Raw genomic sequence first — 26,846 nt, forward strand, 5'->3', positions numbered from 1 at the left:
AGAATCATTATGCTTTCTCGCTCTAAAAGTGTAAGATGTCGGTAAGAAGCGTTCATTTTAAGAGTCCTTTTTTGTTGGGGAACAAAATTATACTCTATTATGAATGCTTCTTTTTTTGCACTTGGATTGTAAATTCAAGGCATTAAAAATGCCGCTTACGCGGCATTTTGTTTGTGTAATAGCTAAATTAAGCGCTTTTATCCAATTGACGCAGCACATATTGCAAAATGCCGCCGTGTTGGTAATACGCCCATTCTTTCGGTGTATCGATGCGCACGCGCACTTCGAATTTTTTCACGCTGCCGTCAGGGGCAGTGGCGGTAACGCCTAAGATTTTCGCACCTTTGTTTAAGGTGTCGAAATCAAAGGTTTCATCGCCTTTCAATCCTAAGCTGTCGCGGGTGTCGCCGTCTTTGAATTGCAAAGGCAGTACGCCCATGCCGACCAGATTGGAGCGGTGAATACGTTCGAAGCTCTCGGTAATCACAGCTTTTACGCCCAGCAAAATTGTGCCTTTCGCCGCCCAGTCGCGTGAAGAGCCAGTGCCGTATTCCTGACCGGCAATCACAATCAGCGGCACGCCGGCGGCTTGATAAGCCATTGAGGCGTCATAGATGGTTTCTACTGCGCCGCTGAGATAATTGGTGGTAAAGCCGCCTTCCGTACCGGGGGCGATTTCATTGCGCAGGCGGATATTGGCGAAAGTACCGCGCACCATGACATCGTCATTGCCGCGACGCGAACCGTAGGAGTTGAAGTCTTTCGGCTCAACGCCGCGTGCGACCAGATATTGACCTGCCGGCGTTGCGGCTTTGAAAGAACCTGCCGGTGAAATGTGGTCGGTCGTAATCGAGTCGCCCAAACGCGCCAAGACGCGCGCGCCTTTGATTTGCGGCAGGTCTTCGGGGGCTTCTTTGCTCATGCCTTGGAAATACGGCGGGTTTTTAATGTAAGTCGAGCTGTCGTCCCAATCATAGATTTGCGATTCGCTGACTTCGATGTTTTGCCACATTTCCGGACCTTTGAATACATCGTCATAGCCGCTGACATACATCTCGCGCTGAATGGCGGATAATTGCGCCTGCACTTCTTCGGGGCTCGGCCAGATATCTTTCAAATATACGTCTTCGCCTTTGTCGTTTTGTCCGATGGCTTCGGTGGTAATGTCTTTCAATACTGTACCGAGCAGGGAATATGCCACGACTAACGGCGGCGATGCCAAGAAGTTCATTTTCACTTTGGCATGGACACGTCCTTCAAAATTGCGGTTTCCGGAGAGTACAGAGGCAACTGTTAAATCATGGGCGTCAATGGCGTCGCCGACAGGATCGGGCAAAGGTCCCGAGTTACCGATGCAGGTGGTGCAGCCGTAACCGACTACGTGGAAGCCGACTTGCTCTAAATAAGGCAACAGTCCTGATTTGGCGAGATAATCGGTAACGACTTGCGAGCCGGGGGCTAAGGAGGTTTTACACCAAGGTTTGCGTTTCAGCCCTTTTTCTACCGCCTTTTTCGCAACTAATCCGGCGGCAAGCAGTACCGAAGGATTGGAAGTATTGGTGCAGCTGGTAATGGCATTGATGACTACGTCGCCGTCTTGCAAAGTGAAGGTTTCGCCGTCTAAAGTTACTTGCGCGCTTTTGCGTTCCTGCGGTACAAATTCATGCGCTTTTTGGCTGAGCAGGTTCAAATCCAAGCGGTCTTGCGGACGTTTCGGACCTGCAACCGAGGGCACAACGGTACTCATGTCTAAGGTCAGGGTTTCGGTATAGCTAGGACGATCGCCGGTATTGCGCCACATACCTTGTGCTTTGGCGTATTCGCGCGTTAAGTTAATCAACTCTTCGCTGCGACCGGAGAGACGCATATAGTTCAAGGTTTCGTCGTCAATCGGGAAGATGCCGCAGGTTGCGCCGTATTCAGGCGCCATATTGGCAATGGTGGCGCGATCCGCCAATGGTAAATCCGCCAAGCCGTCGCCGAAGAATTCCACAAATTTGCCCACCACGCCTAATTTGCGCAGCATTTGGGTAACGGTTAAGACCAAATCGGTGGCGGTTACGCCGGGTTTTAATTTGCCGGTTAATTCAAAGCCCACAACATCAGGCACTAACATAGTAATCGGTTGTCCAAGCATGGCGGCTTCGGCTTCAATACCGCCCACACCCCAACCGAGCACGCCCAAGCCGTTAATCATGGTGGTGTGGGAATCGGTGCCGACCAAGCTGTCGGGATAGACCAGCGTTGTGCCGCTGTCATTATTTTGGAAGACGACTTCCGCCAAATATTCCAAATTCACTTGGTGCACGATGCCGGTATCCGGCGGCACGACGCGGAAACGGTTAAAGGCTTTTTGCCCCCAACGCAGGAATTGATAGCGCTCGTGGTTGCGCTCGAATTCCAGTTCGGCATTTTTTTCCAAGGCATCGTCGCTACCGAAATAATCCACCATCACGGAATGGTCGATAACCAAATCCACCGGCACTTGCGGATTGATTTTATTCGGGTCGCCGCCCAAATTGACCATCGCATCGCGCATCGCCGCCAAATCGACCACGCAAGGCACACCGGTAAAGTCCTGTAAAATCACGCGGCTGGGGCTGAAAGAAATTTCTTTTTCACTAAGGCTGCTCGGCGTCCATGTGGCTAATGCCATCACGTCATCTGTGGTTACGCTTTCTTCGTCTGTAGTTCGCAGCAGATTTTCAAGCAAGATTTTGATAGAAAATGGTAATTTTGCCAAATGTTCGGACGAGGTTACGCTGGCAAGCGGATAATAGGTATATTCCTTGCCATTGACCTTCAAAATGTCTGTTTTATTGGGATTTGTATTCATCACTGCCTCTCTTCTTTTGTAAATTTAATCTAGTTTACGCTAAATCGGTCGGCAAATGCTAGACCGGGCTTAGCATTTTCTCATTTATCGCTAAGTAAGCCGCTTTTTTGCAGCAAGTCATTGATTGCATATCCGCTCATCATCATGCCGAACAAGCCCGGCAGATAAGAAATCGTGCCGTTTACCGCGCGTGCGCGTCCGGGATTATCGCCGCCGACCGGCGCATGTGGTAAAGGTTGGCGGCGTTCTTCAGTGGAATAAACCACCGGATAGCGCAAACTGCCACGCAAGGCTTTCATATGGCGGCGCATTTCCCGTGCCAAAGGACAACCCGCGGTTTTCTCCAATTTGGCAATGCCGACTTTGCTGACATCCAGACAATTGCCCGCCCCCATAGCGGAAATCACGGGAATTTTCTGCGCCTGCGCGGCTTTGACCATTGCCGCCTTGCAGGCGATGGAGTCAATGCAGTCCAGCAAATAATCGGGGCGATGTTCTGCAAACAGTGCCTCTGCGCCGTCAGGTTGCAAAAATTGCTCCAATAAGGTCAGGCGGATTTCGGGATTGATGTCTTTTAAACGTGCTGCCGCCGCCTGCGTTTTCAATTGTCCGATATTGCTGTGCAGGGCAAGCAGTTGGCGGTTGATATTCGAGGGCGAGACTTTGTCGTGATCCAATAAAATCAAATGTCCGATGCCGGCGCGCGCCAAGGCTTCCGCCGCCTGACCGCCGACGCCGCCCAAACCCGCGACCATCATCGTTTTTTCGCTTAAAAAGCGCCGCGCCGCTTCGCCGATTAAAATATCGGTTCTCGCTTGAAAATACGGCATAGTTACTCCTGTAAAAATAATCGTTGAAAATTGCGACTGCTGTCCGCAGCGATTTGTGCCGGCGATTCGCCGCGTAATTGCACCAATACCGCCGCCACCTCCGCCACGCGCATCGGCTCATTATATTGTCCTTGATAGCCGAATAAAGGCTGATCCGGCGCATCGCTTTCCAATAAATAGCGCTCTGCGGGCACTACTGCCAATTGGCGGCGCAAACGCCGGGCGCGCGGATAAGTCGCCGTGCCGCCGATGCCGATATAGCCGCCCAAATCCAATAATTGCGCCAATTGCTGATCCGAGCCAGTAAAACTATGCACCACAAAGCGCACTTTCGGATAGCGTTTCAGGGTCTGCAAAACCGTCTCCAAAGATTTGCGCGCATGCACAATCAAAGGCAAATCATGGGCGAGGGCTATCTCGATTTGCGCTTCAAAATAATAATTTTGCCGCTTTCTATCCAGCGGCACATAATAATCCAAACCGCATTCGCCGATGCCGTAGCAAGGATGAAGACGGATAAACTCCTCTAAAGCGGCAATATCTTCCAGACGATGCTCCGCCACATACAAAGGATGCAAACCATAGACCGGCAAAAAGCCCTGCGCTGCGCAAATTGCCGCGATTCTCTCCCAATGCGCGCGCGCCACCGCCGGAATCATCAATTGCGACACTCCTGCCGCCTGAGCGCGTGCCCACTGCGCCGCACGCTCCTCGTCATCGAAAAAATCAAAATGAATATGGCTGTCAATCAGCATGGCCGCTTCTCTTGGCAATATTATGGTCAATCAGCATACCCGCCGCCAATGAAATCATGACCGCCGCAGTAAACCAATAAATACCGCTGTGAATTTCCACTTCCACAATCCAACCCAATTTCACAATCATCAGCAATTGCGCGACCACAAACACGTCCAGCATCGAAAATTTCGCCGCCTTGGTCAGCCAATGATGCCAATGAACCAATAAACCGCGCGATTGCGGATAGCGCCAGACATAAGCCATCATCAGCAAAAATTTCGTCAAAGGAAAAAATAGGCTGAAAAACAATAAGAGCAAGCCCAAGCCGAAGGTCTTATCCGCCAGTAATTCGCCAATTCCTCCCAAGACCGTAAAAGTATTGCTCATCAGCACCAGCTTTTTAACCGTCATCATCGGCAACATAATCCCCGCCCCGAAACAGAGCAAACCGGCACACAACAGCAATAATAGCAACAGGCGCCACGGCGCATCTTGCGAGCAAGCGCTCATTTCAAATCCTCCAAGAGCGGTAAATCTGCCGTCGCCGCAGCCGCATTCAAGCGGTAACGATGACGGTGACAATAATCCAGCCATTCTCCCAAAGCGCGGTTCAATGCCAATTTATACGCCCTGACCTCGCCCACCGGCTTTTGCATCGGCGGTAAAGCCTCTACCAAGCGTGCATCGTGATAGACGCGAATCGTATAATCCGGCGAAAAACGGCGCTGCCGTTGAGGAAAAAAATGCCCCAGCAGCCATTCGCTAGTATAGGGCTGAGCGCTTAATCGATGCACATAAACAGGCGGACGTCCCTGCGACTCCAAAGCAAACCAGCCCTTCTCATTCGGCATATCCGGTAAAATCAAGCGGAATAACATATAGTTCTGCTCATAAAGCGGCAATAAAGACTCTCTGCGTTGAAAAATTTGCGGACGTAACATAATTTAAATCTTAAAAAACAGTCGGCATTGTGGCGACCCGAGAGATTTTTTTCAAGCCACGAAGCGCGCCAAATTTGCTACACTACACTTTTTTACGGAGCGCAATCATGAGCTGGCAAGACTTGGTCATCACCATTCCCGACTATCCCAAAGCAGGCATTCAATTCAAAGACATCACGCCCTTATTGGCGGACGGGCAGGGATTTTCCGCCGCCATTGAAGAAATGGCGCAATTCTGTTTGCAAGACGGCATCCGTCCAGACGTCTTGGCTTGCCCCGAAGCACGCGGATTCATCTTTGCTTCCGCCTTGGCGCAACGTCTGGGCATCGGTTTTATCCCTTTGCGCAAACCCGGCAAATTGCCGCGCCCTGTCGCGCAAGCCGTCTATGATTTGGAATACGGGCAAGATATTTTGGAAGTGCATCGCGACGACGTTAAAGCCGATATGCGCATTTTAATGGTTGACGATGTGCTGGCGACCGGTGGCACGATGGGCGCCTGCATTCAACTCTTGCAATCCTTGCAAGCCGAAGTCGTCGGCGCCGCGTTTTTGCTTGAAATCGAAGCCCTCGCAGGACGACAAAAACTGCCTGATATCCCCGTCTTAAGCCTGATTAAGAACTAATTTCCAAGCTAAAAGATTACAAATTAAGAAGGTCAATTTCTGCGGCTTTACAGCAGGGCGGCGCTCCGCTACAATTCCTTCAGTTTTTAATGACAGGAGAACATCTATGCAATTTAACAATACTCAAACCACAATTGATTACGCCTCGGAAGGCTCGCTCTTAGCGCGCAACAAAGTCTTGCGCCAAACTTATATTTTACTGGCGGCAAACGTACTTTTTAGCGCTTTCTGTGCCTTTGTCGGCATGAAAATGGGCATCGGGCGCATTCCTTGGTTTATCTACCTTGTCGGCTTCTTCGGTCTGACCTTCGGTATCAGTGCAAACCGCAACAACGGCTTAGGCATTATCCTGCTCTTCGCCTTCACAGGCTTTTTGGGATTCTCGCTCTCTAACATTCTCAATACCTACGTTGCTTACGGTTTAGGCAATGTCGTTGTTAAAGCCCTAGTCGGCTCAGCGGTCATTTTCTTTGCTTTATCAGCTTACGTGTTGAAAACAGGAAAGAATTTTAATTTCTTAGGCGGTTTCTTATTCGTCGGCATGATTGTTGTCTTATTGGCTTCAATCGGTGCCTTGTTATTTAATATGACGGCATTAAGCGCTGTTATTTCAGGTGCTTGCTTGATGATTTTCTCAGGCTATGTCTTATTCGACACCAGCCGCATTATGCGCGGAGAAGAAGACAACTACATCCTTGCCACCTTAAACCTCTTTATCAACCTCTTCAATATCTTTGTCAGCCTGCTGAATTTGCTCGGCATCGCTAGCAACGATTAATATAAAATACGCTATCCAGACACCCTTGCGGTGTCTGGATTTTTATTGCTGATGACACACCATTCTTTAAAACCGCATAGCGAACTTATTGCCTGTCCTGCCTGCGATGCGCTTTACCAACGTCCGAAAGTTCTCAGGGCTCAAGAAAAACTTCTTTGCACTGCTTGCGGTACCAGATTAATCGACGGACGAGCGGACTTCCGTCAAGCTTTTATTTTTACACTCACCGCGCTGATTTTATTTATTATTGCTAACAGCTTCCCTTTTATTACACTCAGTATGCGCGGAGAAATCACCACCATATCGGTTTTTTCCAGCGTCAGATCCTTATTTGATAATGCCTTACCCATGCTTGGCGTGATGGTCATGCTCTTTATCATGGTCTTGCCGCTTTATTATTTAAGCGCCATTTTATGGGTGATTATCAGTTTTCGTTTTCAATTTATGCACCGCTTAACGCGGCGTTTCCTGCATTGGCTGCATCATATTTCCCCTTGGAATATGTTGGAGGTATATCTTTTAGGCGTGGTGGTGACGCTTGTTAAAATCATGACCATGGCAAGCGTGAAAGTCGAAAGCGGTTTTTGGGCATTTGCCGCTCTGATATTCTGCTCCATCTTGGTGGACAGCCGCTTTGATGTGAATGACGCCATCTTCCAAGCCTATGAAGAACACAGCCGCTAATCGCCCGACCGCGCGCGATCAAGAGAAAATCAACTGTCTTGCCTGCGGCTCGGTCGTATCAATGCAGGCGCGGCGCTGCGAACATTGCAATGCGCATCTGCACAGCCGCAAACCCGACAGCATCCGTCGCACTTGGGCCTATTTGCTGACCTCGATTTTTCTCTTTTTTCCTGCCAATTTACTGCCTATTACCTATACCAGCTATCTCAGCCGCCCCAGTCAGGCGGATACCATTTTCAGCAGCATTGTGCTGCTATGGCATCACGGCTCCTACGGCATTGCCATCATCATTTTTACCGCCAGCATTTTCACCCCTTTTTTCAAAATCGCGGTGCTGATTTATTTGCTCTTACACCAGCATCCGCAACGACCGCCCAAACTCCAAACCAAACTCTACAAATTCATTCATTTCATCGGACGTTGGTCGATGATTGACGTCTTTGTCGTCGCCCTGCTCGGTGCACTTATTCACGGACGCTTGGCGCAAATCAATCCGGGCATAGGTATTTTTGCTTTTACGAGCGTCGTTGTTTTCACAATGATGGCAACCGAAACCTTCGATATCAGACTTCTTTGGGATAATTACCGACATCATGCAAGAACCAGAACGTAAACAAAACCGCTTTTCCTTCTTATGGCTCCTACCGGTCTTTGCTTTGGCAGCAGGCTTATATCTTGCCTATGCACGCTATAACCGACTCGGACCAAGCATCCAAATCGAGCTAGAAAATGCGGCAGGCATTGAAGCCAACCGCACCAAAATCCGCTATCGCGCCGTCGAAATCGGCACCGTCAGCAATATTGCCTTTACCGAAGATTTGAAAAAAGTCATCGTCAGCGCGCAAATGACCAGCAATGCTGCGCCCTTACTGCGCCGAGATGCCAAATTTTGGGTCGTACGTCCGCAAATCAGCCTTAGCGGCATCACCGGCTTAGATACCATCGTCTCCGGCAGTTTTATCGCCATAGATCCTGGCATTTCAGAAGAAAAGGCCCGCCGCTTTGTCGGTTTAGACAGAGCGCCGTTAATTGATGCTGGCGATATCGGCATTCGCGTACGCATGGTTACCAATAGCGCCAAAGGCCTGTATAGCGGTTCTCCGGTTTACTATCGCGGCATCAAAGTCGGACAAATCGAGACCGTCCAATTCAATGACGAATTCGACCGCATCTATGTTGAAGCCTTTATCAACCGCCCCTATAACCAACTCATCAACAGCAATACCAAATTTTGGAACATTAGCGGCGTAAACTTTGCCATCGGACCTAATGGCGCGGAAATCTCAATGGAATCCCTTGAGACTCTTGCCCTAGGCGGCATTACCTTCTCCACCCCGATGAGCCTTAATCAGGAAGAAAAACATCTGGATGAAGACACCCTATTCACGCTCTATGACAATGAAAAAGACATCTACCAATCGATTAACTATCAAAAACAATACTACGTCTTATATTTCAGCGACAGCCTGCGCGGACTGAAAGCCGGCGCACGCGTAGAATTCGACGGCATTGAAATCGGTCAAGTCATCGACATCCGCCTCATTTACGACGAGAAAAAAGAACAAGCCGTGATGCCCGTATTGATTGAAGTCGAGCCGGAACGCATCACCCGCGTTAATGGCGAAGAGGCCTTTGAGAATCTGGAAGCAGATGCCGCCATTTTTGACAACCTTGTCAGCAAAGGACTTAAAGCCAGTCTGGAATCCGCCAATCTCATCACTGGGACAAAATTCGTCCGTCTGAGTATGTACCACAAAGAGCCGGAGGGCAAACTGACCAAAGACAGCTATAGCGCCTACAGCATCATGCCGACTAAAAACACCGGTCTAAATAAAATTACCGAAGACATCGGCATCATTGTCGAACGCGTTAAAAAACTGCCCTTTGACAGCCTCTTTGCCAAAGCAAACAGCACAATGGGCGCAATCCATGACGCCATCTCGCAAAAAGAAGTACAGCAGCTTGCCGGCTCGATTAACAGCACCCTCGCCCAATTCGAGCAAACGCTCGCTTCCGTGCAAAGCACCAGCCAAAGCGCCAACACCTTGCTGCGCGGACTCAACAGCCAAATTGCCGGTGTAAGCAAACAATTAGAGCAAACTCTTTACGGCATCAGCCCAAGCTCCAACCTCTACTTTACGCTCAACCAAACCATGCAAGCCTTGGAAAAAACCGCCAAAAGCATTGACCGCGTCATGCTGCAAATCGATGCCAAGCCTAATTCACTGATTTTCGGAGATTAATATGCCCATTAAAGCCTTTCTGCTGTGCGGTGCCATGCTCATTCTCAGCGCCTGCGCCAAAAAAAGCACCACCTACTACCTTCTGCCGGTTGTGCCGCCCGAGCCAAGCGAAATCATCAGCCCGATTGCCGACCAACGCATTTACGCCATGCGCTACGTCACTATCCCCGATTATTTGACCAACCGCTATATCCTCTTCTTCAATACCGACGGCAGCGTCAACCGCGACCCCAACCGCCGCTGGGTAGATTATCCCGAAGACAATATCAAGCGCCTACTTACTCTTCACATCAGTAAACGGCTGAACAGCCAAGAATTCTACAGCTATCCGCTGGCGCAAAATATTCTCCCCGAACGCATCATCGATATCAGCATCATAGAAATGATCGGCTATGCCGAAAATCATGTCTTCCAAGCTGCCGCTACATGGCAAATCCATGATAAAGACGGCAACAGATTGGCGCTACATCAATTCAATCGCGCATATCCCTTGGAAAATACCGCCGGCAATACGCTGGCAAAGACCTACCAAAAAGCCTTGGAAGCGCTTAGCATCGCCATTGCCCAAAGTCTTGCCAAAGATAAAAACTAACCGTACTATTCACAAAAAATTTCAATCTTTTAATAAATACTGCTGAGGAAAACTATGGATAATAATGACTTTAACCCATTAGTATTCAAAAATATTTTAGATGAAGACGTTGAAGAAGTGCAGATTACCGCTGCAGAACAAAGACCGCAAGAGAATGCGCTTTCTGCGCAAGCGCTTATGCAGCATTATCAAACCTTAGCAGCGCAATATCAACATCTCCAGGCGCAGCAGCAAGATTTGCAGGAAAAATTTTTCGCCCTCGCTGACGTCATGTATCAAATGCTGGCTTTTATCAATACCCAACGCCTTTATCAAGGCAAAAATGTCATTATGGCTAATGATATTGCCGACACTGTTGAAAACAACCCTATTCTCACACAATTGAGCAATCATCTGCGCGAAGCGGCGATAGCCTCCTCATTAGGCATCATTTCACAATTCGAAGATGCACAAAACCATCTGCGTAATACCGTTATGTACGCATGGCGGCAACGCTTCCACAGCGAGGAACGCGAAAGTCTGGCAAAAAAACTCTTTGTCCATCAAGAAAATCACAATGAAAGTCATACTAAGAATCAGGAAGATGATGTTTTTCAAACTGCTAAACGCAGAGCATAAAATGAATTAGAAGAAATGAGAATGCTGTATTTGCCGACTCAAACGATGATGCCATTCTTATGATATTAAGAATGCTGCCCGCTAGGGGCTGATGACAATTGAGTGAATTTTAATTTGAAATCAAAAGGTTAATTAACTCTCAAGAAAACTGGATTTTACCTAAAAATCAAAATGATGCAGCCAAATTGGCATCAGCCCCTAGGCGTAAGCCAAGAAATCCTGTTTGCCGTAGCCGTAATCCAAGCTATGTTGCTGATTGGGATCCAATCCCGTCCATTCCCAAGCGCCCTGTGCTTCAAGTACCGCAAGGCAGAGTTTGTTGTTTAAATCATGCCCTGATTTGTAGCCCTGATACCAAGCCAAAAGCGGCGCGCCGAGCATGTATAAATCGCCGACGGCATCAAGCAGTTTATGGCGCACGAATTCATCGTCAAAACGCAGCCCCTGCTCGTTCATAATGCGAAATTCATCCACCACAACCGCATTGTCTAAGCTGCCGCCTAAGGCTAAGCCGTGGCTTTGCAAGAATTCAATATCGCGCAAAAAGCCAAAAGTACGCGCGCGGCTAATGTCGCGGATGTAATCGCGTGTGGAAAAATCCAAGCGCACATGGTCATTGCGGTGGCGAAAAACGGGATGGTTAAAAGCAATGGTAAAGTCTAGGCGGTAGCCTTGATAAGGCGAAAGCCGCGCCCATTTATCGCCTTCGCGCACTTCGATGCTTTCATTGATGCGAATAAAGCGTTTCGCCCCGTCTTGCTCGCGGATGCCCGCCTGTTGCAGGAGATAAATAAAGGGAGCGGCGCTGCCGTCCATAATCGGTACTTCGGGCGAGTTCAGCTCGATATAGAGATTATCGATGCCCAAGCCGGCAAGGGCGGACATCAGATGCTCGACGGTCGCGATGCGTACGCCGTCTACAACCATGGCAGTACATAATTGCGTATCGCGTACATCGCGCGCATTAATAGGCACTTCCGCCGTAGGATGGATATCCGTACGGCGAAAGACGATACCTGTGCCGACAGGCGCGGGCAGCAGGCAGATATCGCATTGCTTGCCGCTATGCACGCCGATGCCGGAACCTGAAATGGCTTGCTTGATGGTACGCTGACGCAGCATTATTTTGCCTTTCTGCGCAGGATTGAAGGGATATTCAAGCCGCTTAAATGCCCGTCACCTTTTTGCCCGACTTTTTGCGCATTGTCTGTCGCAGGGCTAAGCGGCGTTTCTGCTGCGGGAATAGTTTGCGTATTGTTCGGTGCACCGAAGCCGAAGAGATTGCCGCTGTCAAAATCTTCTTTGTCATTGATGCCGGTGGCTAAGATGGTAACGCGCAGCAAATCTTCCGGCATGCCTTCGTCTTGGTATAGACCTGAAATGACTAAGGGGTCGGGGCTTTGCAGGCTTTCGCCGATAATTTTACCGACGGTTTTCAAATCTCTGTTGGTTACTTGGCGCGCGGATACGCTAAACAGCACACCGGTGGCACGCGAGATGTCGATATTTTCCAACAGCGGCGAAGAAATGGCTTTATGCGTTGCGGTGGCGGAGCGGTCAGGCCCTTGCGCTTCGCCCGAGCCTAAAATGGCAATGCCGCGCGCCGACATGATTTTTTTCACATCAGAAAAGTCGATATTGATAATGCCGTGTTTTTGCACGACATAGACGATGCTGCGCACGCCGTTTTTCAAGACGTCGTCCACGGCGCGGAAGGCATCCGTAATCGGCATATCGTCGCCCATGACTTCCGAGATGCGCTCATTCGGAATCACGACCAAGCAATCCACATTCGCTTTCAGCTCTTCGATGCCTTGCTCGGCAATGCGCATGCGTTGCTTACCTTCAAATTCAAAAGGTTTGGTAACGATTGCCAGCGTCGTGATACCTAATTCGCGTGCCACTTCCGCAATGACCGGCGCGGCACCGGTGCCGGTACCGCCGCCCATGCCGGCAGCGATGAAAATCATATCCGCCCCTTCTAGGGCATCGCGAATGCGTTTTCGGTCTTCTTCGGCGGCGGCACGTCCGATTTCCGGCTGCGAACCGGCGCCCATGCCGCGCGTGGTTTCCGCGCCCAGCTGCAATTTGGTTCTAATCGGATTATTCTTCAATGCCTGCAAATCGGTGTTTGCGCATAGGAGTTCAACGCCTTCCAAATCGAAATCCGTCATTTGCTTGACGGCATTACAACCGCCGCCGCCAACGCCGATTACGCGGATAAGCACCGGCGAACCTGTTTCACTACGACTGTCTTCCTGACCAACAAATTCTATGCCCATTGGCTACCTCTTCCAAAAATGTGTTTTAACTTGCGGATTATATCGCGTTTTGGCTGAATTTCCCAAACATGGTCTGGCAAAGGCTCGTACAGCAGTTTGGCAATCCCCAAAACGCCCGTCATGCCTGCATCGTATTGCAGATGATCGGCCAGTCCTTCAATGAAATACGGCTTCGCCAAACGCGCCGGCAAAGCGAATTTTTCTTCTAAATAATGCGTCAGCCCGGGCAGTTGCGCCGCACCGCCGGTAATCACGATGCTGTGAATCGGGATTTCCCGCATGCCCAGTCGGCGCAAAGCGGCTTCAAAATGCTGGAATAATTGCGCATAGCTTTCATGGATAGCGGCAACAAAATCCGCGCTTTCGATTTTGCGTCCGCTGCGCAGCCCCGTATGCGGTAATTCCAAAAACTGCGTTTTCATCAGCGGCAGCAGCATCGCGCCTTGCTGGCATTTGAGCATTTCCGCATATTGGCGCGTGGTGGAATATTTGCCTGCCAAATGGCTGGAAACTTGCTCGCCGCCGATGGTCAGTCCGCCACTGGCAATCGGCACGCCATTGAGCCAAATCATAAAATCGCTGGTACCGGCGCCGATGTCCAAGAGACACACGCCCATCTCACGCTCTTCCGCGGTAGTCGCCATATAAGAAGACGCCAAGGCGCTGGAAACGATAGCATTCACGCCGACCCCCGCCGCTTCCACACAACGCTTGATGGTCGCACACATGGTTTGATCGGCGCGTAAAACGTGATAACTGGCATTTACTTGCCGCGCCGGCATGGATTCGGGATACGCCACTTCATAGCGCCCATCTAAAATGTATTGCTGCGCCAAGATATGCAGAATTTGCTGGCTCGGCTCGCTGACTTTATGCCGCGCCTGCAAAACCAATTCGCGCATATGGGCATTGCCGACTTGCTGATTGGAAAAGAAAATCTGCGCTTCGCTATTCAGCCCCATGACGTATTCGCCGCCGATTGCCACATCGACATTGCGGATTTCATAGCCGGATTGGCGTTCGGCTTCTTCAATGGCGTAATGCAATGCCTGTTTTGCGGCGGCAATATCTTTAATCACACCGGCTTTTACCGCTTCGGCATTGACCACGCCGCAGCCTAAGACGCCGAATTTTCCTTCCGCATTGCTTTGCGCAATCAATACGCGCAAACGCGAACTACCAATATCGATGACGGCTTGAATATTTTCTATTGCACTCATTTTCCAGCCTTCTCGTTTTTTGCCTTCTCGCTCACAGGACTGACCCCCGCCTTCCAACGCACGGAAAAGCCGTCTGCATAACGCAAATCTAAGGTAGAAATATACTGCCCGTAGCGATTTAACATTTTCTCTTTAATTACCACTAATTTTTTCAGTCGTTTATTTAATTCTTCGCGTCCTAAAATCACTTCGATGCCGTTGGCCAAATACAGATGCCAGACATGGCGCTCATCTAAAAGCAAACGCCGCAGCGGCAAGCCTTGTGCGTTCAGCCAAGGATTCAGATGCAGATACATATCCAAGACCTGCGCCTCGCTGCCCTGCGGTCCGTGCACAGGAAAAAGCATCGCCAAAGCAGGCGATTCCGGCAAAGCGAAAATCGCCGCCTCATTATCCAAAAAATGCCTGTCGCCCCAGCGCAGCAGCGGCACGCGTTCCTGCACATCAATACGCAGCGCGTCCGGCCATTCTTTGCTGACCACAATGGATTTGACCCAATCTTGCTTGCGCAATTCCGCCGCCAGCAAGCTCACATCGATTTGCAATAAATCGTTGCGCCCGAAATGTTGCACTTTTTCCGTCAGCTGATTGCCGTCGGCATAGATCAAAGGACGCAGCAAAACCACGCGTTTAAGCGGCAAAAAGGCATCTTGAGTTAAACGTTGGTACAAAAGCCAAGAGCATAATCCGATGACCAGCAACAAAAACAGCGTCAGCAGCAAACTGGCTAAAAAGCCCAGCACAGAACGCTTGCGCTTATCCTGCGTCAAAGAACCGACGGAAGTTCTCCGTTTGGGGCGCTGATTGGCAATCATGCAGGACTCTCTAAAGTTTGCGCCAAAACGCGCAGCACTAAGGCGTCAAAATCCATGCCCGCTTGTGCCGCCGCCTGCGGCACCAAAGAATGCGAGGTCATGCCGGGGGCTAAATTGATTTCCAAGAGCCAAGGACGGTTTTCTTGGTCTAACATAATATCCACCCGCCCCCAAGCGCGGGCATCCAGCACCGCAAAAGCCTTGGCGGTCAGCGCGGCGATTTCCGCGCTTAAGTCCGCATCTAAGGGCGCGGGGCAGAGATAATGGGTATCCTCGGCTTGGTATTTAGCATGAAAATCATAGAAATCATCCGTTTTGCCGGTAATAATCTCAATTAAGGGCAGGACTTGATTATCCACGACCGCACAGGTCAATTCTCGTCCTTCCACCCAAGGCTCAACCATCACTTTCTGCTCGCCGACTTTGGCATGGCTTAAGGCAGCCTGCCATTCGCTGGCATTGCGCACGCGGCTAATCCCGACGCTGGAGCCTTCCAAAGCAGGCTTGACGGCAAAATCCCGCGCCTTGAGCAAAGCGCAGATTTCATCATAGCTTTCATTGCCCTGCAAAACATAGTCTTTCAGCACCGGCAAACGGTAGCTCGCCCAGACTTGCTTGGTCATGATTTTATCCATCGCCAAGGCGCAAGCCATCACGCCGCTGCCGGTATAAGGAATGCCCAGCCATTGCAAGACGCCCTGAATTTGTCCGTCTTCGCCGCCGCGACCGTGCAGCATCACAAAAGCGCGGTCAAAGCCCTGATTGCCTAAATTCAGCACCGCCTGACGGTCTCGACTATCCACCAAATGCGCATCAATGCCTTGGCGGCACAAGGCTTCATACACCGCCTGTCCGCTGATTAAAGAGACTTCGCGTTCTGCGGAATCGCCGCCACATAAGACGGCAACCTTGCCAAACTGCTTCATGCTTCCTCCGCCACAATCTCTTTTGCCAAGCGTCCGATATCGCCCGCGCCTAAGAAAATCACCACATCCTCATCTTGCAGCAAATGCTCGCGCAAATAGGCTGTGATGTCGTTTTTATCGGCAATCACAATCGGCTCGACGCGTCCGTGCGCGCGAATGGCGCGGCTGAGGGCTTTGGTATCCGCCCCTGCAATCGGCGCTTCGCCGGCGCTATAGACATCGGTCAGCACCAAAACTTCGCACTCGCTCAAGACTTCGGCGAAATCATCGAGCAAATCGCGGGTGCGGGTAAAACGGTGCGGCTGGAAGACCGGCACAATCCGCCGCCCTGCGAAGCCCTCCTGTGCCGCCGCCAAAACGGCCTTAATCTCATTGGGATGATGCCCGTAATCTTCAAAAATATCCGCTTCGCCGCGCGCATGTTTCAGGCGACCGTGATGGGTAAAACGCCGCCCTACGCCGCGAAACGCCGCCAAACCGCTGATAATCGCCTCGCGATCCAGCCCCAATTCCTCGCCGACAATAATCGCCGCCAAGGCATTAAGCACATTATGTTTGCCCGGCATATTCAAAGTCACGGGGAAGGTGGTATTGCTCGCATCGTCAATCACGTCAAAGCGCATCTGCATCCCTTCCTGACGCACATTAACGGCGCGCACGTCCGCATCTTTGGAAATGCCGTAAGTGCGCATCGGGCGTGCTACCTCCGGCAAAATCGCGCGCACGCCGGGGTCGTCAATACACAAAACCGCCAAGCCGTAAAAAGGCAGATTATGCAAAAAGCGCACAAAACCTGCTTTCAACACCTCGTAACTGTGCTCATAATTCTCCAAATGATCGGCATCGATATTGGTTACAATCGAAATCATCGGTTGCAGCAGCCAAAACGAAGTATCGGATTCATCGGCTTCGGCGACCAAATACTGCCCCTCACCCAAACGCGCATTGCTTCCTGCCGCCGTCAGCACGCCGCCGATAATAAAGGTCGGGTCTAAGCCGGCATCGGTCAAAATACTGGCGGTCAGGCTGGTAGTCGTGGTTTTGCCATGCGTGCCGGCAATGGCAATTCCGAAGCGGAAGCGCATGATTTCCGATAACATTTCCGCCCGCCGAATCACGGAAATGCCCAATTCGCGTGCGCGCAGCACCTCGGGATTGTCTTTGGCGATGGCGGAAGAGGTAACCACCACATGCGCCCCTTCGACATTATCGGCATGATGCCCGTAGAAAATCTTAGCCCCTTGCGCCGCCAATTTTTCGCTAATCGCGGATGCTTTTTGGTCCGAACCGCTGATTTGATAGCCTAAATTAATCAATACCTCGGCAATCGCGCTCATGCCCACGCCGCCGATACCGACAAAAAAGATGTTTTGTACGCGGCGCATCTGACGGCGCTCGATGCGCCCGAAATGAATATCTGCTGCTTTCATCGCAGTACTTCCTCAATATTGTGCAAAATCTTATCCAAAGCCTGCGCATGACTTACTTGCCGCGCAAGCGCCGCCTGCGCCGCCAAATCCTCACGCAAATCGCGCGCCTGAATCAAGGCGGCTAATTTCTGCGCATCGAGATTGCTCTGCTGCACAATCTCGGCTGCTCCAAGCGCCGCCAAAGTCTGTGCATTGGCGCTTTGATGGTCATCAACGGCATGCGGGAAAGGCACGAATACGGCGGCAATGCCGACCGTGGCAATCTCCGCCACCGTCGCCGCGCCCGAACGCGCCAAGACCCAATCCGCTTCGGCATAAGCCTGCGCCATATCTTCAATAAAAGACAAGACGTTAGCTTTCACGCCCGATTGCGCATACAAAGCCTCGCTAGCTTCTAGCCATTTGCTGCCGACTTGATGAGTCACGCGCGGACGGCTGTCTTCAGGAATCAATGCCAAAGCCTGCGGCAATAATTCGTTTAATGCTTTTGCCCCCTGACTGCCGCCCAAAACCAGCAGACGGATTTTGCCGTAATGCTGGGCATAGCGTTTTTCAGGCGCTTCCAAGGCGGCGATATCGGTACGCACCGGATTACCGGTTTCCACAAAATTCTTTCCGGCAGGCAGTTTATCCGCCGCGCGCTTATCGGCTAACAAGACCTTATCTGCCCATTTCGCCAGCCATGTATTCGCCATGCCCATGACGGCATTCTGCTCATGAATCACCAAAGGAATGCGCAGCTGTTTTGCCGCCAAGCCCCCCGGCCCCGAGACAAAACCGCCCATGCCGATAACGACTGCCGGACGCAAACGTCGCATGACCGCTTTAGCGCGCTTAAGCGCCGCATAAATCATAAAAGGCGCTTTCAGCCAACCAATCAAGCCTTTGCCACGCAAAGCCTTGACTTGAATATCATGTAAAATAAAGCCGGCTTGCGTGACTTTCGCCGCCTCGAAACCGTCGGCATTGCCCAGCCAATGAATCTCTGCGCCGCGTGCCGCCAAAGCCTGCGCCACCGCCAAAGCGGGATAGACGTGTCCGCCCGTACCGCCCGCCATCATCAGCACCGTTTTTCCTGTCCACTCTGTCATATTTTCCCCTCGCGTTTTGCCACAAAGCGCGACTCCGCGTCAATGCGCAGTAAAATCCCTAATGCCATGCAGGTAATGATGACCGAACTGCCGCCGTAGCTAATCAGCGGCAAGGTCAAACCCTTAGTCGGCAAACTGCCGTTAACCACGCCGAAATTAATCAAACTCTGAATACCCAGCCATGTGCCGATACCGCAAGCCAGCAAGCTGGCGAAATTTTTGCGCACTCGATGCGCCAGCACCGCCGCGGCAAAAGCGCGCCAAGTCAAGAGCGCAAACAATCCCATGACCAATAATGCGCCGATAAGCCCGAATTCCTCGCTGATAATCGCAAAAATGAAATCGGTATGTGCTTCAGGCACGAACTGATGTTTGAAAATACTCTCGCCCAAGCCCACGCCCTCAATCTCGCCACGACCGATGGCAATCAAAGAATGTACCAATTGATAGCCCTCGTCATCGGCGAAATCAAAGGGCTTTAAGAAAGAAGTGATGCGCTGCAAACGATAAGGCTCAATGACAATCGCTGCTACACCTAAGAGCAATGCGCTTAAGCCGTACAGCGCCAAATACCAAAGATTCGCCCCTGCCAAATACAGCATAATCAGCACCGTCGCCCCGACTACGACCGTCGTGCCGAAATCGGGCTCTGCCAGCAATAAGCCTGCCGTTACGCCTAAAAAGATCATGACCTGTGAAATCTTCCAAAAAGAATGGCGCAAGCTCACGCGGTGCTGATGAAAAAACGCGGCGGCAAAAATAATCGCCCCCAGCTTCATCACTTCCCCTGCCTGCAAATTGAAGATGCCTAAATTAATCCAGCGTTGCGCGCCGTTGACTTGCCGCCCAACCCCCGGAATCAGCACCGCAATCAATAAGATAAAACAACAGACGATAATCAGATGACTTCTGCGGCGCAGCTTCTCGCTTTCAATGCGCAACATCGCCACCAGCATAAACAGACCCAAGCCATAATAAACCGCTTGGCGCAGCGCATAATGAACGCTCTCTTTGCCCTGCGCCGCCGCTAAAGGCGCGGAAGCGGAAGTTACCATGACCATGCCGATGCACATCAGGCACATAATCGCAAACAAGAGCCAAATATCCGGAAAAGCCAAGCCCTGCCAGCGATTGGTATTTTGGTCTTGCTGGGCGTGAAAATCCGCCACAGGATTAAACAGGCGCAGCGAATTTACCGGCATTGGTTTTGCACCTCATAGGCAAAGCAAGAACCGCGCGCATCATAGCCGCTGAACTGGTCGAAACTCGCCGTTGCCGGCGAAAGCAGCACCCAATCTCCGGCTTGCGCCGCCTGCTTGGCATATTGCACCGCATGATGCATCTCGCCGCAATCGACATAATCGATGCCGCCCGCCTGCAATGCCGCCTGCATATCGCGGTTATCCACCCCGATAAGCAAGACTTTTTTTACGCTGGATTGCAAAATTACCTGCGCCAAGTCTTTAAAATCCTGATTTTTGCCCACGCCGCCAGCAATCAGATATATCGGGGCGCTGATGCCCGCCAAGGCGGCAGCGGTAGCGCCGATATTGGTCGCCTTGGAATCGTTCAGATAGCGCACGCCCCCATATTCGCCGACCAAAACCATGCGATGCGGCAAACCTTTAAACAGGCATAAAGCCGCGGCAGCCTCTACCATATCTGCGCTGAAAGCGCGCAGCATCAGCAAAGCGACCAAAGCATTGGCGGCATTATGCGCACCGTAAACACTTAATTGGCGGGTATCCAAAACTTTTTCGCCGTCCAGCCATAGGGCGTCATCTTGCACACAGGCCGCCTGCCCCTTGCCGTAAAACAGTGTTTGTGCCGCCAAATCCGCCAATGCCGCGCATTGCGCATCATCGGCATTGAGCACGCAGACCGCCGATTGGCGCGCCAAATTGGCTTTTGCCTGCGCATAATCGGCAAAACTGTCGTAGCGGTCGAGATGATCGGGCGTAATATTGACAATTGCGCCCACCGCAATCTGCAAAGAAGGGCAGACTTCTAATTGATAGCTGGATAATTCCACCACATAGCAATCGGTTTCTTCAGGTGCGTCGAACAAAGCCTCCAAAACAGGACGACCGATATTGCCGCATAGGCGCACACGCTGCCCTAAAGCGCTCAAGGTTTCCGCCAACATCGAGACCACCGTCGATTTGCCGTTTGAACCGGTTACTGCCAAGACAGGCTTTTCCGCCAAACGTGCAAACAGCTCGACATCATTGATAACCTCGCCTCCAGCAGAAGCAATCGCTGCTGTGCGGCGGTCAATCCCCGGACTGACGATTAACGTAGCAAAAGCGGCGAATTGCGCCGCATCATCCAAGCATAAGGGCAAAATCTCGCCTTGGGCTTTGCCGTCAAAGGCCTGCACCTGATAGCCTGCCGCCTGCAAATACCGAAAAGCGCTCTTGCCCGAAACGCCCATCCCCACGACCGCAATCGGTTCGGGCAAACGCAAAGCGGCTAATTTTTCCTGCATCATCATTAGCGGAACTTCAAAGTTGATAAACCGATTAAGACCAAAATCACCGTAATAATCCAAAAACGAATCACCACACGCGACTCCGGCCACCCCTTCAATTCAAAATGATGGTGCAAAGGTGCCATGCGGAATACGCGTTTTTTCGTGCGCTTATACACCGAGACCTGAATAATGACCGACAAGGCTTCCGCCACAAATATGCCGCCCATCACGGCAAACACCAATTCTTGACGCACAATCACGGCGACCACGCCCAAAGCCGCGCCCAAAGCTAAAGAGCCGACATCGCCCATAAAAACTTGCGCAGGATGGGCGTTGTACCATAAAAAGCCCAAGCCACCGCCAGCAATCGCCGCGCAAAATACCGCCGCCTCGCCGGCGCCGGGAATGGCGGGAATATGCAGATAATTGGCAAAAGCCGGACTGCCCGACAAATAAGCGAAAACGCATAAAGCCGCCGCCACCAATACCACCGGCATAATCGCCAAGCCGTCCAGTCCGTCGGTCAGATTGACGGCATTACTCGAGCCCGTCAGCACAAAATAGACAAAAGGCACAAACAGCCAGCCCATCTGCCATTCCACATTTTTAAAAAAGGGCACAATCAAAGCCGTTTCAATCGGGCGTTTCGCCAGCCAAAACAAGCACAGCGCGGTAAGCAGGGCTACTGCCGATAAAAACAGATATTTTTCTTTCGCACTCAGACCCTTGCTATTTTTCTTTTTCACTTTGCGGTAATCATCCAACCAGCCTACCGTGCCAAAACTGATCAGCACAAACAAGGTAATCCAAGTATAAGCCACCTGTAAATCCGCCCACAGCAGCATCGAAACCACAATCGAGAAAATGACCAAGGCACCGCCTATGGTCGGCACACCGCTTTTCTTCAAATGCGTCTGCGGCCCGTCATCACGCACAAACTGCCCCATCTGCATTTTTTTCAGCCACACAATCATCTTGCCGCCTAAAAAAATTGAAAGCAGAAGCGCCGTCAGCGCGCCCAAAATAATCCGCGAAGTCAAATAAGTAAATGCATTAAAAGGCGTAAAATAATTATTCAGCCATTCGGCGAGTGCGTAAAGCATAATATTATCCTTTTCTATAATCTTCTAACTGCGCCGCCGCAAACAAACGCTCCATTTGCGCGCTGCGCGAGCCTTTTACCAATACCGTCAGCACTTCTTCTTCCGCCAAAGCCGTCCTAAACGCCGCCGCCAATGCCTCCAGAGAGGAAAAATCCTGCACGCCGTAGGCCGGCGCATTCAAGCTCCAAAAATGTGCAACCCCTTTGGCGCGCGCATATTCCGCCACCTCACGATGCAAAGCCTCGCTTTCTGCGCCCAGTTCGCCCATTGCGCCGGCAATCACCAAGGCATTGGGTGCGGCGGCAATCACATCAATCCCCGCTTGGAAAGAAGCGGGATTGGCATTATAGGTGTCGTCATAAATCACATGCCGCCCGCAGCGAAAGGCGCTTAAACGCGACTGCTGCAAGACCAAGCCGTTCAGCGCCTGCGCCATATCGCTCAGCGATAAGCCCGCCGAATGCGCTGCGGCACAAGCCGCCAAAGCATTCGCCACATTGTGCCGACCGCGCAATTGCCATGCGATTTCCGCCGTCTCGCCCGCAACAGAAAGGCTAAAACGGCTGCCGTCAGGTGCGACAAAAGGCGCGATAATATCGCCATTCCCTGTTAATGAAAAGGTTTTTATGCGTCTGTCGGCAAATGCCTGCCGCCATTGCGCCGCCCAAGGCAAATCCGCATTGACGACCAAAGCCGCCTCACTGTAGCGGTATATTTCGCTTTTGGCCTCCGCCACGCCCTCCAGAGAGCCAAAACCCTGCAAATGCGCCGCCGCCACATTGGTAATCAAAGCGATATCGGGACGGGCAATCTCAACCAATTGGCGGATTTCGCCGATATGATTCGCCCCCATTTCAATCACGGCAAAATCTTCGTCGCCTTGCAGACGCAATAAAGTCAGCGGTACGCCGATGTCATTATTCAAATTGCCCAAGGTCGCTAAGGTTTTGCCCCGCTGCGCCAAAATGCGCGCCAGCATTTCTTTGGTGCTGGTTTTGCCGTTGCTGCCCGTCAGGGCAATAAAGGTCGCCCGACTGCCCGCGCGCCGCGCCGCTGCCAAGTCTTTCAGGGCTTGCAAACTGTCTTTGACCACAATTTGCGGTATATCGATCGGATGCGCTTCTTGCACGATTGCCGCTGCGGCGCCTGCTGTTGCCGCCGCCGCCAAGAAATCTTCTCCCGTAAAATTGGCGCCGCGCAAAGCCACAAACACATCGCCCGCCTGTAAGCTGCGCGTATCCGTCGAGACCGCTTGACACAGCCAGTCGCTATTGCCTATCAGGCTGCCGCCGGTAATGGCGCAGACTTCGGCGCTGCTCAATATCATTTTGTTTTCCATGCCCTAATCACCGCCTGATCGGAATATTCATATACGGTTGTGCCGATAATTTGATAGTTTTCATGCCCTTTGCCGGCAATCAGCAAGGTATCGCCTGCCTGCAACTGCTCCAATGCCGCCCTAATTGCCGCCTCGCGCGGCTGTATGATTTGCACTTTTTCTAGCACCTCAAAACCCTGCATGATATCGGCGATAATCGCCTGCGGATCTTCGCTGCGCGGATTGTCGTCGGTAACGATAACCGTATCGGCAAAACGCTCCGCCGCCGCCGCCATCAAAGGACGTTTGCCGGCATCGCGGTCACCGCCGCAGCCGAAAATCAGCCATAATCTGCCCTGCACATGCGGACGGATGCCTTGCAGCACGCTTTCAATTGCACCGGCGGTATGCGCATAATCGACAATCGCCGCCTTGCCTTCGCCCAAATCGATTTTTTCCACCCGCCCCGGTACGCCCTGCAAACGCGCCAATACTGCCGCCGTCTGTGCCAAATCCTGACCGCCGCTGAGCAGGCAGGCGGCGACATTGAGTAAATTCGCCACATTAAAACGCGCCAGCAGACGGCTTTGTACCGCTTGGCTCTGCCCTTTGTAATGCAGGGTAAACGCCAGACCCTCGGCATTGAGCCGCAAGTCCTGCGCGCTTAATTCATGATGGGCGGCGGGCAAAGGTCTGCCTCCGGCGCTGAGCGACCAAATCTCCGCTTGCGGATGAATGCGCCCTTCTTCTATCAGACGCCGTCCGTAAGCATCATCGGTATTAATCAGGGCATGGCGAATCGGGCGCGCGAACAATTGCGCTTTTGCCAGAAAATAGTCTTCCATATCCTGATGATAATCCAGATGATCGCGGCTTAAATTGCTAAATACCGCCGTATCGAAGCGCACCGCCGCCACCCTGCCCTGCACCAAGGCATGAGAAGAGACTTCCATTGCCGCACATTGCCGCCCTTCGTCGGCAAACTGCCGCAATAATTGCTGCACGCGCAGCGCATCCGGCGTGGTATGCGAAGCCTTTTGCAATGCCGCCAAATGACCGTAACCAATCGTGCCGATCATCGCCGCATCCAAAGCCTGCGCCAGAAAATGTACCAAAGAAGATTTGCCGTCCGTTCCCGTCACGCCGATAAGGCGCATTTGTCGGGAAGGATAATCATAAAAAGCATCCGCCAAAACGCCGATTTTCTGCGCCAAATCCGGCACCGCAATCGCATGAGGCGGCGGATTGTCATAGGGCGGTTCATAGAAAATGCCCGCGCAATCTTGCGCAGGCCGATAATAATCCAAAGCATGTCCATGCACGCCGCGCGCCGCCAGCCACCATGTGCGTTTATCCAATTGGCGGTTATCATTGCTAATCGCCTGCACATCCGCTTCCTGCGCGCAGTCTTGCCCGATAGCGGCTAAAAATTTACTCAGTTTCAAAGGCGGATACCCCCGCTAAATCATTGTCTTCAAACACGGCTTTATCCACCGCCAATTCAACCTCACTGCTCTTGCCGATGTTATCCGGCAACACGCCTAATAATTTGAGCGAACTTTCCGCAATTTTGGCAAAGGAAGGCGCGGCAACCAAACCGCCGTAATATTCGCCCTGCGGCTCGTCCACCACAATCACCAAGGCGATACGCGGATTTTTAGCCGGCGCCAGTCCCGCAAACAAAGCGCGGTATTTATCTTTCATATAGCCGCGTTTGCCGACTTTATGCGAGGTGCCGGTTTTGCCGGCGGAGGTATAGCTTTCCATTGCCGCACGCGTACCCGTGCCGCCTTTTTCCACCACGGTCTGCATCATCGCCAGCACCTGCCGCGCCACTTCCGGCTTGATGACTTGCACCCCCGCTTCCGCCGTATTGCGCTTGGTCAAAGTTAGTGGCACTTTCACGCCGTTATTGCCTATCGTCGCGTAAGCATAGGCGATTTGCAGAGCGGTAGTGGAAATACCGTAGCCGAAAAAGGTCGTGGCATAGCTAAAATCGCCTAATTTTTGGTCCAGCGGCAAATAGCCGCGCTGCTCGCCGGGGAAATTCAAGCCCGACAATTGTCCGAATCCCATATTGCCCAAGAAATCAAAATACTGTCCGCGCGGCAATTTTTGACTCATAATTGCCATGCCCACATTCGAGGATTTGCGAATCACGCCCGTGGTATCTAATGAACCGTAGCTGTGGGTATCGCGCACCGTATTTGCGCCAATGCGCACCGTACCGCTGGGAAATTGCGTTTTGGCGCTAATCACGCCGGCCTGCATCGCCGCCGCCACCGCAATCGGCTTAATCGTCGAACCCGGTTCAAATACATCCGTAATCACATGATTTTTCATCAATTCAGGAATACGTTCGGCAGAATTGTTCGGATTGCCGTCCGGCAAAGAAACCATGCCCAAAATCTCGCCACTCTGCACGTCCACCATGACCGCCGAAGCCGATAAAGCGCGATAGCTTTCCATCACGCCCAATAATTCGCGCCGCATCAAATACTGAATCCGCTTATCAATCGAGAGTTGCAAATTCTGCCCCTGCGCCGTGGCAACCTCTTCGCGCACCACGCTCAAAGGATTGCGTCTGGCATTGACCAAGACCAGCATTTTGCCCTTCTGCCCCGACAGCCAATCATCATATTGCCGCTCGATGCCTTCCAGACCTTTATCATCCACATCCGTGAAACCGACAATCTGCCCTGTCAATTCGCCGTCAGGATAAAAACGCTGGAAACTGTCTTCCTTACTAATTCCCGGCAAGCCCAGCGCCATGACCGCTTCGCTTTGCGCAGGCGGCACCTGCCGCTTAAGATAATAAAAACCGCGTACGGAACGTTCTTCCACGCGGTCAATCAAGTCCACCACATCCATCGCCAGCACGTCCGCCAAAGGCTGCAAACGCGTCTTACGGTATCGTAATTCGCGCAAATCCTCGCTGAAATTGCTGTCCAAAACGCTCAAACATTGCGCATCGCTCTGCGCATTTTCGCGGCACTGCGCCAGCAAACGCTGAAAATCGCCCTTCAAAGTGCTCATCATCTGTCTGGGATTGGCAACAATCGAACTCACGGGCGAACTCACCGCCAAAGGCTCGCCTTCGCGGTCTAAAATAATGCCTCGCGAAGCGCTCTCATAGACCGCCCGCAGTGTACGCTTATTTGCCGATTCAATTAACTCTGTGCTTTGAATGGTCTGCAAATACACCTGTTTAGCGGCAATTCCCAGTGCCGCTAAAACCAAAATGCCTAAGACAAAGCTTAGGCGGCGGTTTTCTCCATATCGTCTTGCCTTGCTGCTCATGA

Annotated in this window: 25 protein-coding genes; 7 read left to right on the top strand and 18 right to left on the bottom strand. The window is 51.7% G+C overall.

From position 1 onward, the window contains the following. Positions 1-187: 187 nt before the first annotated feature. From acnA to ACJHVI_RS00510, 5 genes are all read right to left on the bottom strand, one after another. Positions 188-2,836, bottom strand: coding sequence for an aconitate hydratase AcnA (gene acnA / locus ACJHVI_RS00490; RefSeq protein WP_483182622.1), 2,649 nt, complete (start codon positions 2,834-2,836; stop codon positions 188-190). 80 nt (positions 2,837-2,916) lie between these two features. Beyond that, positions 2,917-3,666, bottom strand: coding sequence for a tRNA threonylcarbamoyladenosine dehydratase (locus ACJHVI_RS00495; RefSeq protein WP_483182623.1), 750 nt, complete (start codon positions 3,664-3,666; stop codon positions 2,917-2,919). Positions 3,667-3,668: 2 nt separating this feature from the next. Continuing rightward, positions 3,669-4,421: a TatD family hydrolase gene (locus ACJHVI_RS00500; protein ID WP_483182624.1), complete on the bottom strand. Its 753-nt coding sequence runs from the start codon at positions 4,419-4,421 to the stop codon at positions 3,669-3,671. Then, positions 4,411-4,914, bottom strand: a complete 504-nt coding sequence (locus ACJHVI_RS00505; protein WP_483182625.1) for a paraquat-inducible protein A — start codon at positions 4,912-4,914, stop codon at positions 4,411-4,413. Before ACJHVI_RS00505 ends, ACJHVI_RS00500 begins: the two co-directional genes overlap by 11 nt. Continuing rightward, positions 4,911-5,345 carry a DUF1249 domain-containing protein gene (locus ACJHVI_RS00510; RefSeq protein WP_483182626.1) on the bottom strand — a complete coding sequence of 145 codons (435 nt, stop codon included), beginning with the start codon at positions 5,343-5,345 and terminating at the stop codon, positions 4,911-4,913. Before ACJHVI_RS00510 ends, ACJHVI_RS00505 begins: the two co-directional genes overlap by 4 nt. A 107-nt stretch (positions 5,346-5,452) precedes the next feature. Between ACJHVI_RS00510 and ACJHVI_RS00515 the strand changes: the two genes are divergently transcribed. The 7 genes from ACJHVI_RS00515 to ACJHVI_RS00545 all read left to right on the top strand — a co-directional run bounded on the left by ACJHVI_RS00515 (position 5,453) and on the right by ACJHVI_RS00545 (position 10,886). Beyond that, positions 5,453-5,971 (top strand): adenine phosphoribosyltransferase, encoded by a 519-nt coding sequence (locus tag ACJHVI_RS00515; RefSeq protein WP_483182627.1) that lies wholly within the window; start codon positions 5,453-5,455, stop codon positions 5,969-5,971. Positions 5,972-6,077: 106 nt separating this feature from the next. After that, positions 6,078-6,749 (top strand): Bax inhibitor-1/YccA family protein, encoded by a 672-nt coding sequence (locus ACJHVI_RS00520; RefSeq protein WP_483182628.1) that lies wholly within the window; start codon positions 6,078-6,080, stop codon positions 6,747-6,749. Between the two features lie 51 nt (positions 6,750-6,800). Continuing rightward, positions 6,801-7,433: a paraquat-inducible protein A gene (locus tag ACJHVI_RS00525; RefSeq protein ID WP_483182629.1), complete on the top strand. Its 633-nt coding sequence runs from the start codon at positions 6,801-6,803 to the stop codon at positions 7,431-7,433. Continuing rightward, positions 7,414-8,046 (top strand): paraquat-inducible protein A, encoded by a 633-nt coding sequence (locus tag ACJHVI_RS00530; RefSeq protein WP_483182630.1) that lies wholly within the window; start codon positions 7,414-7,416, stop codon positions 8,044-8,046. The genes ACJHVI_RS00525 and ACJHVI_RS00530 overlap by 20 nt, the downstream gene beginning before the upstream one ends. After that, complete coding sequence (locus ACJHVI_RS00535) at positions 8,027-9,676, top strand: PqiB family protein (RefSeq protein WP_483182631.1); 1,650 nt, start codon at positions 8,027-8,029, stop codon at positions 9,674-9,676. The genes ACJHVI_RS00530 and ACJHVI_RS00535 overlap by 20 nt, the downstream gene beginning before the upstream one ends. 1 nt (position 9,677) lies before the next feature. After that, on the top strand, positions 9,678-10,268 hold the full coding sequence (locus ACJHVI_RS00540; RefSeq protein WP_483182632.1) for a PqiC family protein: 591 nt from the start codon (positions 9,678-9,680) through the stop codon (positions 10,266-10,268). A gap of 54 nt (positions 10,269-10,322) precedes the next feature. Beyond that, positions 10,323-10,886: a hypothetical protein gene (locus tag ACJHVI_RS00545; protein ID WP_483182633.1), complete on the top strand. Its 564-nt coding sequence runs from the start codon at positions 10,323-10,325 to the stop codon at positions 10,884-10,886. 198 nt (positions 10,887-11,084) lie between these two features. Here the strand turns inward: ACJHVI_RS00545 and lpxC are convergent, their stop codons facing one another. Genes lpxC through ACJHVI_RS00610 form a run of 13 tightly spaced genes read right to left on the bottom strand, consistent with a single transcriptional unit; the run spans position 11,085 to position 26,844 of the window. Continuing rightward, a complete protein-coding gene (lpxC, locus tag ACJHVI_RS00550; protein ID WP_483182634.1) occupies positions 11,085-12,008 on the bottom strand; it encodes a UDP-3-O-acyl-N-acetylglucosamine deacetylase in 924 nt (307 codons plus the stop codon). Continuing rightward, positions 12,008-13,168, bottom strand: coding sequence for a cell division protein FtsZ (gene ftsZ / locus ACJHVI_RS00555; RefSeq protein ID WP_483182635.1), 1,161 nt, complete (start codon positions 13,166-13,168; stop codon positions 12,008-12,010). Before ftsZ ends, lpxC begins: the two co-directional genes overlap by 1 nt. After that, on the bottom strand, positions 13,159-14,388 hold the full coding sequence (gene ftsA / locus ACJHVI_RS00560) for a cell division protein FtsA (RefSeq protein WP_483182636.1): 1,230 nt from the start codon (positions 14,386-14,388) through the stop codon (positions 13,159-13,161). Before ftsA ends, ftsZ begins: the two co-directional genes overlap by 10 nt. Further along, positions 14,385-15,203, bottom strand: coding sequence for a cell division protein FtsQ/DivIB (locus tag ACJHVI_RS00565; protein WP_483182637.1), 819 nt, complete (start codon positions 15,201-15,203; stop codon positions 14,385-14,387). Before ACJHVI_RS00565 ends, ftsA begins: the two co-directional genes overlap by 4 nt. Then, positions 15,200-16,129: a D-alanine--D-alanine ligase gene (locus tag ACJHVI_RS00570; RefSeq protein ID WP_483182638.1), complete on the bottom strand. Its 930-nt coding sequence runs from the start codon at positions 16,127-16,129 to the stop codon at positions 15,200-15,202. Before ACJHVI_RS00570 ends, ACJHVI_RS00565 begins: the two co-directional genes overlap by 4 nt. After that, positions 16,126-17,559, bottom strand: coding sequence for a UDP-N-acetylmuramate--L-alanine ligase (gene murC / locus ACJHVI_RS00575; RefSeq protein WP_483182639.1), 1,434 nt, complete (start codon positions 17,557-17,559; stop codon positions 16,126-16,128). Before murC ends, ACJHVI_RS00570 begins: the two co-directional genes overlap by 4 nt. Then, the gene (gene murG, locus ACJHVI_RS00580) at positions 17,556-18,650 is read right to left on the bottom strand and encodes an undecaprenyldiphospho-muramoylpentapeptide beta-N-acetylglucosaminyltransferase (RefSeq protein ID WP_483182640.1); all 1,095 of its coding nucleotides are present in this window, start codon (positions 18,648-18,650) and stop codon (positions 17,556-17,558) included. The genes murC and murG overlap by 4 nt, the downstream gene beginning before the upstream one ends. Next, positions 18,647-19,852 (bottom strand): putative lipid II flippase FtsW, encoded by a 1,206-nt coding sequence (ftsW, locus tag ACJHVI_RS00585; RefSeq protein ID WP_483182641.1) that lies wholly within the window; start codon positions 19,850-19,852, stop codon positions 18,647-18,649. The genes murG and ftsW overlap by 4 nt, the downstream gene beginning before the upstream one ends. Then, positions 19,843-21,144 carry a UDP-N-acetylmuramoyl-L-alanine--D-glutamate ligase gene (gene murD, locus ACJHVI_RS00590; protein ID WP_483182642.1) on the bottom strand — a complete coding sequence of 434 codons (1,302 nt, stop codon included), beginning with the start codon at positions 21,142-21,144 and terminating at the stop codon, positions 19,843-19,845. The genes ftsW and murD overlap by 10 nt, the downstream gene beginning before the upstream one ends. Continuing rightward, on the bottom strand, positions 21,144-22,226 hold the full coding sequence (gene mraY / locus ACJHVI_RS00595) for a phospho-N-acetylmuramoyl-pentapeptide-transferase (protein ID WP_483182643.1): 1,083 nt from the start codon (positions 22,224-22,226) through the stop codon (positions 21,144-21,146). Before mraY ends, murD begins: the two co-directional genes overlap by 1 nt. 4 nt (positions 22,227-22,230) lie before the next feature. After that, positions 22,231-23,553 carry a UDP-N-acetylmuramoyl-tripeptide--D-alanyl-D-alanine ligase gene (locus ACJHVI_RS00600; protein ID WP_483182645.1) on the bottom strand — a complete coding sequence of 441 codons (1,323 nt, stop codon included), beginning with the start codon at positions 23,551-23,553 and terminating at the stop codon, positions 22,231-22,233. Beyond that, positions 23,550-24,989, bottom strand: coding sequence for a UDP-N-acetylmuramoyl-L-alanyl-D-glutamate--2,6-diaminopimelate ligase (locus tag ACJHVI_RS00605; protein ID WP_483182646.1), 1,440 nt, complete (start codon positions 24,987-24,989; stop codon positions 23,550-23,552). The genes ACJHVI_RS00600 and ACJHVI_RS00605 overlap by 4 nt, the downstream gene beginning before the upstream one ends. Continuing rightward, on the bottom strand, positions 24,976-26,844 hold the full coding sequence (locus tag ACJHVI_RS00610; protein WP_483182647.1) for a peptidoglycan D,D-transpeptidase FtsI family protein: 1,869 nt from the start codon (positions 26,842-26,844) through the stop codon (positions 24,976-24,978). The genes ACJHVI_RS00605 and ACJHVI_RS00610 overlap by 14 nt, the downstream gene beginning before the upstream one ends. Between the last annotated feature and the right edge of the window lie 2 nt (positions 26,845-26,846).

It is taken from the genome of Suttonella sp. (assembly GCF_056855035.1).

What these genes read in the sequence shown, in the direction of transcription:
- acnA (WP_483182622.1), bottom strand. Translation starts at nt 2,836, where the DNA reads ATGAATACAAATCCCAATAAAACAGACATTTTGAAGGTCAATGGCAAG.
- ACJHVI_RS00495 (WP_483182623.1), bottom strand. Translation starts at nt 3,666, where the DNA reads ATGCCGTATTTTCAAGCGAGAACCGATATTTTAATCGGCGAAGCGGCG.
- ACJHVI_RS00500 (WP_483182624.1), bottom strand. Translation starts at nt 4,421, where the DNA reads ATGCTGATTGACAGCCATATTCATTTTGATTTTTTCGATGACGAGGAG.
- ACJHVI_RS00505 (WP_483182625.1), bottom strand. Translation starts at nt 4,914, where the DNA reads ATGAGCGCTTGCTCGCAAGATGCGCCGTGGCGCCTGTTGCTATTATTG.
- ACJHVI_RS00510 (WP_483182626.1), bottom strand. Translation starts at nt 5,345, where the DNA reads ATGTTACGTCCGCAAATTTTTCAACGCAGAGAGTCTTTATTGCCGCTT.
- ACJHVI_RS00515 (WP_483182627.1), top strand. Translation starts at nt 5,453, where the DNA reads ATGAGCTGGCAAGACTTGGTCATCACCATTCCCGACTATCCCAAAGCA.
- ACJHVI_RS00520 (WP_483182628.1), top strand. Translation starts at nt 6,078, where the DNA reads ATGCAATTTAACAATACTCAAACCACAATTGATTACGCCTCGGAAGGC.
- ACJHVI_RS00525 (WP_483182629.1), top strand. Translation starts at nt 6,801, where the DNA reads ATGACACACCATTCTTTAAAACCGCATAGCGAACTTATTGCCTGTCCT.
- ACJHVI_RS00530 (WP_483182630.1), top strand. Translation starts at nt 7,414, where the DNA reads ATGAAGAACACAGCCGCTAATCGCCCGACCGCGCGCGATCAAGAGAAA.
- ACJHVI_RS00535 (WP_483182631.1), top strand. Translation starts at nt 8,027, where the DNA reads ATGCAAGAACCAGAACGTAAACAAAACCGCTTTTCCTTCTTATGGCTC.
- ACJHVI_RS00540 (WP_483182632.1), top strand. Translation starts at nt 9,678, where the DNA reads ATGCCCATTAAAGCCTTTCTGCTGTGCGGTGCCATGCTCATTCTCAGC.
- ACJHVI_RS00545 (WP_483182633.1), top strand. Translation starts at nt 10,323, where the DNA reads ATGGATAATAATGACTTTAACCCATTAGTATTCAAAAATATTTTAGAT.
- lpxC (WP_483182634.1), bottom strand. Translation starts at nt 12,008, where the DNA reads ATGCTGCGTCAGCGTACCATCAAGCAAGCCATTTCAGGTTCCGGCATC.
- ftsZ (WP_483182635.1), bottom strand. Translation starts at nt 13,168, where the DNA reads ATGGGCATAGAATTTGTTGGTCAGGAAGACAGTCGTAGTGAAACAGGT.
- ftsA (WP_483182636.1), bottom strand. Translation starts at nt 14,388, where the DNA reads ATGAGTGCAATAGAAAATATTCAAGCCGTCATCGATATTGGTAGTTCG.
- ACJHVI_RS00565 (WP_483182637.1), bottom strand. Translation starts at nt 15,203, where the DNA reads ATGATTGCCAATCAGCGCCCCAAACGGAGAACTTCCGTCGGTTCTTTG.
- ACJHVI_RS00570 (WP_483182638.1), bottom strand. Translation starts at nt 16,129, where the DNA reads ATGAAGCAGTTTGGCAAGGTTGCCGTCTTATGTGGCGGCGATTCCGCA.
- murC (WP_483182639.1), bottom strand. Translation starts at nt 17,559, where the DNA reads ATGAAAGCAGCAGATATTCATTTCGGGCGCATCGAGCGCCGTCAGATG.
- murG (WP_483182640.1), bottom strand. Translation starts at nt 18,650, where the DNA reads ATGACAGAGTGGACAGGAAAAACGGTGCTGATGATGGCGGGCGGTACG.
- ftsW (WP_483182641.1), bottom strand. Translation starts at nt 19,852, where the DNA reads ATGCCGGTAAATTCGCTGCGCCTGTTTAATCCTGTGGCGGATTTTCAC.
- murD (WP_483182642.1), bottom strand. Translation starts at nt 21,144, where the DNA reads ATGATGATGCAGGAAAAATTAGCCGCTTTGCGTTTGCCCGAACCGATT.
- mraY (WP_483182643.1), bottom strand. Translation starts at nt 22,226, where the DNA reads ATGCTTTACGCACTCGCCGAATGGCTGAATAATTATTTTACGCCTTTT.
- ACJHVI_RS00600 (WP_483182645.1), bottom strand. Translation starts at nt 23,553, where the DNA reads ATGATATTGAGCAGCGCCGAAGTCTGCGCCATTACCGGCGGCAGCCTG.
- ACJHVI_RS00610 (WP_483182647.1), bottom strand. Translation starts at nt 26,844, where the DNA reads ATGAGCAGCAAGGCAAGACGATATGGAGAAAACCGCCGCCTAAGCTTT.